Origin of the sequence: Lacisediminimonas sp., from assembly GCF_030645335.1 — a bacterium.
GTDB lineage: Bacteria > Pseudomonadota > Gammaproteobacteria > Burkholderiales > Burkholderiaceae_D > Lacisediminimonas.
Map to the genome: position 1 here is coordinate 1 of NZ_JAUSNH010000210.1, position 7,384 is coordinate 7,384.

Here is a 7,384-nt window from a genome sequence, read left to right on the forward strand (position 1 = left end):
GCAGTGCACTGCCGACCAGCTCGGGCAGATTCTCCACTGCGCCGGTGTCGGGATTGGTGCTGGCTTCCGCAATCTTGATTTGCTTGAGGATGAATTCAAGGTCGCCGACATTGACGCTGAAGTTGTATTGCGGAGTTGCCATGACATGTTCTCCAGATTTTGTGATTGTGGTGGTGGCAGTGTCGGTTGATTGCCGCTGTCAATTGCGACTGGTAGCCGGGCATTCTTGTTCAGCGGCAGTCCTGCTTGGGTCAGTCTGGTTCGCGCTACCTGTGCCGCAGGTCCTTGTCTGCGCATGTATTGCCAATCGATACGTTCGGTCAAGGCTTCCGATGGCTGCGTCGCCATGAAGAAACCTGTTGATCTTCAACCTAACCTATTGAGAGGATCGTTTCTATTGGACACTGGTACACCTGTACTTCGGTACAGGGCGCCGCGAGCTCATGCGGGGCCGGGCCTGGCGGCAAGATCAGGCGGTTGGAAGCTGCGCCAGTCGACAGCGGCTGCACGGAAGAAACCCTGGCAGGCGAACGGGTGAAACGAGCGGACAGGTCCGCAATGCGCGACGTGTGCGTCGGGAGGGGAAATTGCTCAGGCCACGGCAGTGCGCGCCTGTTCGAGCGGCCCGGCAAAACGCAATGCCAGCATCAATCGATCGCTAATGCCCATCTTGCGAAAGATCTCGCTCAAGTGCGCCTTGACCGTTCGTTCAGTGATGTCCAGCAGACGCGCAATCTGCTTGTTGCTGTTGCCGGCGCAAACCAGCAGGGCGATTTCGCGTTCTCGCTGGGTAAGGGCGACCGGGCCACGCGGCTCCAGCTTGACTGCTTGTCCTCGCAGCGTGTCGGTCAGTTCTTGCGCGAGTCGGGTCATCAACGAGCGTCGGATCCAGAGCTCTCCACGTTCAACGGCAGCAAGGACGTTCTCCAGTTGTTCGGCGCTGGATTTGATCGGGCAGCATCCCCTGGCACCGGCGTATTTGATGCAGTCCAATTCGAGGTCGTCTGACGGGGTGTGGCACAGGGCGATCAGCTTGCTGGTTCTGCAAGGGCCGGCCAGTTCTTTCAGACGCAGCCCGCGGTGCAGCCCCGGAAGTTCCATGTCCAGCAAGACCAGGTTCGGCTGCAGGCATCCCAGCACTTCCAGCATCGAGTCGTATGCCGATACAGTCAGCCAGTTTCCATATCGGGAACGTAAATGACCGACAGACGCAAGCACATCGTTTGATGCAGTAGCGAGCAGAACCATGATTCCTCCAGCACTGGTGTCGGCGTGACACATCGCGCAAGTCCAGAATAGCGTCGTGATGGCGGAATTGGTTGACTTGCGTTAATGGAGACACTGCGCATGGACTGGTTCTCGCCGGAATCATGAGGTCGCGCAAATGCTTCCTTGCCCCGGGAACCTGTGGCGCTGAGCGGACGCAATACCGGCGAAGCGCGACACGCAATTGCGCAAGCTTAAATCCCGGTTTCCTGTCAGCCCCACAATGAGCCGGACGGACTCGATCTGTGCGTCCACCGTAATTTCCCTGTTCAAGTCGGAGCGAATATGAATCTTTCCAAGCGCGAGTTCCTGAGGGCAGCCGGCGGTGCGGCCCTGGTCCCGGTTGCAGCAGCGGCCGCGGCAGAACCGTTGTCCAGGCCGGCGAGCGCCGCTTACGATAGCGGCGAGCGCTACTTCACGAACGCGATACTGACTGCGCATGACGGCAGGAAGCTGCGCTTCTTCGACGACGTTTTGAAGGACAAGCTGGTGGTGATCAACATGATGTACACCACCTGCAGCGGAATCTGCCCCGCCAGCACCGCTACGGTAAAAGCGGTGCAGAAGGCGCTGGGAAGCCGGGTCGGGCGCGACATATTCTTTTATTCGATTTCCTTGCGTCCTGAATTCGACACGCCGGCCGCACTGCGGCAATACCGGGAACGCCATGACATCACGAACAGCTGGACTTTCCTGACTGGCAGCGGCAAGGACATTGACCTGATCCGGCGTCGGCTCGGCTTCTACGACATCGACCCGGCGGTGGATGCCGACCTGTCGCAGCATACCGGCATGCTACGCATCGGTAAGGTGTCGGCGAACCGCTGGAGCATGGTGCCTTCCGCGACCACTAGCCGGCAGATCGTCAGCAGCATCCTTGGCGTGGCCTAGGCAAGGTTCTGGTGTCTCGTGGCTGACCCTGTGCCGTCTGTGCGGCCCTGGGACTGGGCAGTTGCCGATCCCTGCGTGCTGTCGTGCCTTGCAGGCAGGGGGTGGCGCATGCATACCAGCGTCACCACCATGTTGGCCGTCTGGCTGGCCGTCGCCGGGCGATGGAATTGAGTGGTGAAGCCGGCTGCGGCTGCAAAGTCGGCGATGTCGGCGCCGAAGTCGGTGTACACCAGGGAGCGGCCACCCTTGCCGTCGCCGTGGTAGTGCGGCGCAAGCAAGTGACGATCCTCGGCAGTTGAGACATCGACCCGTGCAACGCTGGCCGCCGCCATGGGATGCTGCAGCGGCACCGTGAATATATGTCGTCCGCCGGGCTTGAGTACGCGCGCGATCTCGGCCAGGGCCCGGCGTGGATGGCGCACATGCTCAAGAATGTCCGAGCTCAATACCAGGTTGAATGCCTGGTCCGGAAAATCCATCGACTGCAGGTCCTGGTGCGGCAGCTTCGGGTTCTGGTTTGTGCGCCGCTCCGGCGGCAGGTAATCCGATTGCTGGTAAAAGGGCAGCGAGCGCATCAGCGCGCGGAACGGGCCGCTGGTGCCCGGCTCGTAAATGCGCAGGTTGCGAAATGACGGTAGCTCGACCAACTGGGCTATCGAGACGACTGCGGGCGGCGCATGGCAGGCCAGCAGTGCAGCGGCCTGTTCGCGCTCGCGCAGCGAAGCGCGGCATCCGGCGCAGCGATAGGTCTCCCTGATGGCGTAAGCGCGGCGTTCAAATGTTTGCGCGCGCCCGCACAAAGTGCAGCAGGCACGGTAGCTGTCAGGCGGGAATGGTTTTTCCATGGTGCAGCGGCTCCAGAAGCAGATCGACATGCGGCGCCAGCCGTGCAGCCCAGCTATTGCTGCGGATGTACGCGTCCTGCTTAGCGCCGGCCACCCGGCCGGAGTCGAGCACGTGCTGCAAGCGAGCGAGGAAATCCTCATGGCTGGCGCCAATCGTCACGCACGGCGCGCTGGCGTCAACGTTCGATACGCAGGACGACACCACGGGAAGGCGGTGCGCCAGGTACACATACAGTTTGAGCGGATTCATGCTGCGCGTGAGCGGCGTGTCCAGGTGGGGAATGATGCCGACATCGAAGCGCTCCATCCAGGCGGCCAGCAGATCGTAGGGGACGATGCCCGGCAGCAGGACGTTCGGCTGGTCCTGCAATTCGAGCACGGCGGGATTGGCATGCGTTGAGCCCAGCAGCGCAAGCTTGCATTCGGGGAAGCGCAACGCAATTTTCTTCAGCAGCACCAGATCGATCTTGCTTTCCAGGTTGCCGACATAGCCGATCACCTTCCCGGCATGGCGGCGCAAGGCGTCGAAGCAGGGGCTCCCGACCGGGACGCCGGCCGGCATCGACAAGTCGCAGCCGTTGGGGACCAGTCGCAGTCCGTCGAACCACTGCGCCATTTCCTGTTGCATCGACGCGCAATTGACGAAGGCCATGTCGGCCCGGGCAAGCGTGTCCCGATAATTGTCCGAGAGCCGGGCCTTCTCCTCGCTGGAGACGCCAGGCCAGGCGCGATGGTCATCGACGATGTCGACCACGGTACGGTACGGACGGAAACGCTGGAGCAGTGCCGGGGCATGGTAATTGCGCGGATAGATCCAGAATATCGATTTTGATGGATCCACTTTTTCGCGATCGAACAGCTGTGCCAGCCAGGCCGTGTAGCCTTCGGTCAGCGGCGCACGGCCGTTGTCCACCGTGCCAGTGCGCCAGGTGCCGGGCTGATAGATGAAGACATGGCAGGAGAGCTTGCCATCGTCACGCAGGCCGAACTGCTTTTCGTAGCTGCGGGTGTAGATCAGCCGGTCCTGTGTCGCCGCGCCGCCGGCATCGCGCAGGCGCAGCAGGTCGTGCTCCGAGATCGGCGCATCGATCAGCAATACCCGCCTGACATCGCTGCGCGAGGCAAGGTAGCGCGCCACCATGTCCACCCGGCGGCCGTAGATGCCGCTGTCGTTCTGCTTCCAGAACATCACCACATCGCGGCCGCGACCAGCTGGTGGGCGCCGGGGCGCTGCGCTGCCCGGCAAGCCGAGCAGGCGTCGTTGCTGCCGTACCAGCGCCGGCAAATCGTCTGTGCGCATCGGGTCGGCATGGTCCAGCACACGCTTGAGTACAGTGCGCAGCGTGCGCGCCGCGGCGTCATGGCTATAGTGCGCGAGGAAGGCCGGGCGCACCTGTCGGGCCCATTGCCCGCTGGCGTCGACAGCGCGCTCGATGGCCTGGGCCAGCTGGTCGCGCTCTACCGCAATCGCCACGCCATCGTGAACCAGTTGCATCAATGGGGCGGTGCCGGTGACCAGCAGTGGCACGCCCATGCCGATGGCGTCTATCGCCTTTGCCGGCAACTGGTAATGCGACACCGGATGGCTTTCATCCTGCGGCAGGCAAACCACGTCGGCCATCGCCAACACGCGCGCAATGGCGTCGAAGGGCTGGTTGGGCAGCCAGCTCACGCGGCCTGGCGCGAGCTTCTCAATGCCATTGGTGACGCTGCGGTCGGTGCTGCTGCCCACGATCACCAGGCGCCAGGCGGGGTCGTGCAGTTTGCTGGTGGCGACAGCCAGCGCATCGATGCCCTTGTGCAGGCGTGGCGTGCCAAAGAAGAGGATCACCTTCGCCTGCGGCGCAATGCCATATTCAAGGCGTGACAACTGCCGGCTGTACAGGGCCGGATCGAATACGGTCTCATCGCGTACGTGCGGCAGGACGGTGCCGCCGAACTGCCTGTGCAAGGCGACATTCGACACCAGGATTTCATCGGCGAAGCGACGCATGTGCTGGGCCACGCTGGTCCACAAGCGGCCGAACGGAAGGCTGGCTTCGCTGGCAGGGTCGGCTGCCGGCAGGGCAGACAAGCCAGCCAGCGACAACTCTTGCGCGCCGTTGAAGAACGCCAGCTCGTGATCGTCGATGTCCAGGATCAGCGGGCAGCCGGTCCGGTGCTTGATGGCAGCGGCCAATTGCAGCGACGGCATGCGCGGCTTGCAGGCGATGACGATATCCGGCTTGACCCGCTGCGCGATGCGGTCCACCTGCGTCAGCAGTCCGGCCGTGTCCGACGCCGGCATGCGGATCACCGGAAGCCGGGCATCGCGCACCGGCTCCCATACCTGCGAACCATATCGCTCGAAGCCGAATCCGGCCAGTACGACATTGCGCACCACCCGGTTCAGCACTTCGGCCAGCATGTACGAGCGGCCGACCGGATTGTGTCCGACGTCCCAGCTCAGCACCAGCACGGTCAGGGGCAGCCTGGATTCCTGGTGGCGTAGCGGCGGTGTGGCCTGGGCCCGCTCCAATACGGGTGCCGGATCGCGCGCGCATTGCAGTGCGTCGCGTGCGGGCACCTTTTGCATCGGCGGCTGCCGGGTCGCGACGCCGCGCGCCGCGACATGCAGGATGGAAAGCGCCGCACCGCGCAGGCCGAACCGGCTTGCCGTCAGCGAACCGGCGAGCTGCAGGCCTTGCAGCGCGGCCCGATCCCGCAGCAGGCTGCAAATGCGTTCGATGCACTGCGCCTCGTCGTGGCTGTCGACCACCAGCGCATTCACGCCATCGATCGCATATTCGTCGCAGCCGCCGTGGACCGGCACCACGGCCGCACAGCCGCAGGCCATCGCTTCCAGCGCCGTGCGTCCGAACGCCTGGTAGTCCGACAGGTCGATGAACAGATCGGATTGCTGCAGCAGGGCGGCGACCTCCGGCCGGCACAATACCCCCCGGTTCTCGAACTGGAATTCGCGCGGCAGGGCAGCAAACTGCGGATCGTCGCTGTCGCAGCCGAACAGCGCGATTTCTACTGTCGGCGACGACGATGCCAGACGTTCGGCAACGCGCGCCAGCACCCGCATGGTCCGTTGTGCAGCACGCCGCGGCGTCTGCGGGCGGATCATGGCGGCGAGCTTGATGCATGCTTGCGGCTGGCGCGCCAGCGGCCGGTAAAGGGCGAGGTCAATGCCCGGCTGTACTTTCACCACCGGCAACCCATGCGCGGATTCGACCTGCGCGGCGACCCATCCGGTCTTGGCGAACAGCAGTGCGCCGGGCAATCGTGTGTACGAATCCAGCGCTTCTTCGCGGGTCGGCGATCCGGGTTCGTAGAACAGCGGTTCATAGTCCTGGACGTAATAGGCAGGCAGGATCGCCGGATTTGCGGTGGCCACTGCTTCCAGCAAACGTACCGAGGTGCAGATCGTTGCGATGGCAACGTCAAATCCGGCAGCCTGGCTGGCCAGTACTGTCTCGTCCCAGCCGGCGAGGATGGTGGCGGCTTCAGGCTGGTCCCGGTAAGCCCGCAGGTAAGCGGGTAGCAGGTCCGGTTCTACCGCCACCCGGACCGTGGTTCCGAGGCGATGCATTTCCGCGGCCTCCTGCAGTACCGAATGCGCGCCGCCGCCGCCGGCCGGTCCACGCAACAGGAACAGCATCCGCAAGGACAGCGGGTCACCGCTGGTGGTTTCGCGCTGCGTGGCCAGCGCGGCCTGGATCGACCGGCGTATGCCGTTCAGCGCCAGATCGGCTTTCATCGACGCTGTCAGCGCTTCGATCCGCGCGATTCCGTATTTTTGCTGCAAGGCTTGTGCGCCGGCGGCGCACAGCGCGCGCCGGCGCTCCTGGCCGAAGCTTGCCGACTTGGCGTGGTGGACGTAGACATCATCGGCCACTGCCAGCGCGTAGCCGGCGTCGGCAGCGCGCAGGCAATAGTCGTTCTCCTCGCCGTAGCCGTGCGGGAAAAGCCCGGCGTCGAGCGGCCCAAGCGTTTGCAGCAGCGAGCGCCGCAACAGCAGGCAAAAGCCATTGAGCACGGGCACCCGCGGATAGCGGCGCGCCGATGCGCTGGCGACCAGGCGCGCCATGGCGGCGACGTCCAGTCCCGCCGGCAGGCGATTGACGGCGAATTCCTGGCTGTCATTGCGCAGCAGCGGAACGTTCTGCCAACTGGCGGCATTCGACAAGGGGCCAACGATGCCGATGGCCGGGTCCGATCCGATGCAGCGCAGCAGTCCGGCCAGCCAGCCGGCGCTCACCAGCGTGTCGCTGTTGAGCATCACCACCCAGGGCGCATTCACCGCCGCCAGGCCGCGGTTCATGGTGCGCGTGTAACCGAGATTGGCCTGGTTTTCCAGCAGCGCGAAGTCCTGGTGTTGCTGGCAGAATTCGCGC

General features: G+C 63.9%; 4 protein-coding genes. 1 reads left to right on the top strand and 3 read right to left on the bottom strand.

The features are described 5' to 3' along the window. Nucleotides 1-591: 591 nt before the first annotated feature. A complete protein-coding gene (locus Q7T64_RS14655) occupies nucleotides 592-1,281 on the bottom strand; it encodes a response regulator transcription factor (RefSeq protein WP_304797203.1) in 690 nt (229 codons plus the stop codon). 270 nt (nucleotides 1,282-1,551) lie between these two features. Here Q7T64_RS14655 and Q7T64_RS14660 point away from each other — a divergent pair, with 270 nt between their 5' ends. Then, on the top strand, nucleotides 1,552-2,157 hold the full coding sequence (locus Q7T64_RS14660; protein WP_304797205.1) for an SCO family protein: 606 nt from the start codon (nucleotides 1,552-1,554) through the stop codon (nucleotides 2,155-2,157). Here Q7T64_RS14660 and Q7T64_RS14665 read toward each other — a convergent pair. Both Q7T64_RS14665 and Q7T64_RS14670 read right to left on the bottom strand, forming a co-directional pair. Next, nucleotides 2,154-3,002, bottom strand: coding sequence for a bifunctional 2-polyprenyl-6-hydroxyphenol methylase/3-demethylubiquinol 3-O-methyltransferase UbiG (locus tag Q7T64_RS14665; RefSeq protein ID WP_304797207.1), 849 nt, complete (start codon nucleotides 3,000-3,002; stop codon nucleotides 2,154-2,156). The two genes, Q7T64_RS14660 and Q7T64_RS14665, sit on opposite strands and share 4 nt — an antisense overlap. Beyond that, nucleotides 2,980-7,384 (bottom strand): glycosyltransferase (locus tag Q7T64_RS14670; RefSeq protein WP_304797209.1); only part of this gene is annotated, 4,405 nt, incomplete at its 5' end. The genes Q7T64_RS14670 and Q7T64_RS14665, both read right to left, overlap by 23 nt.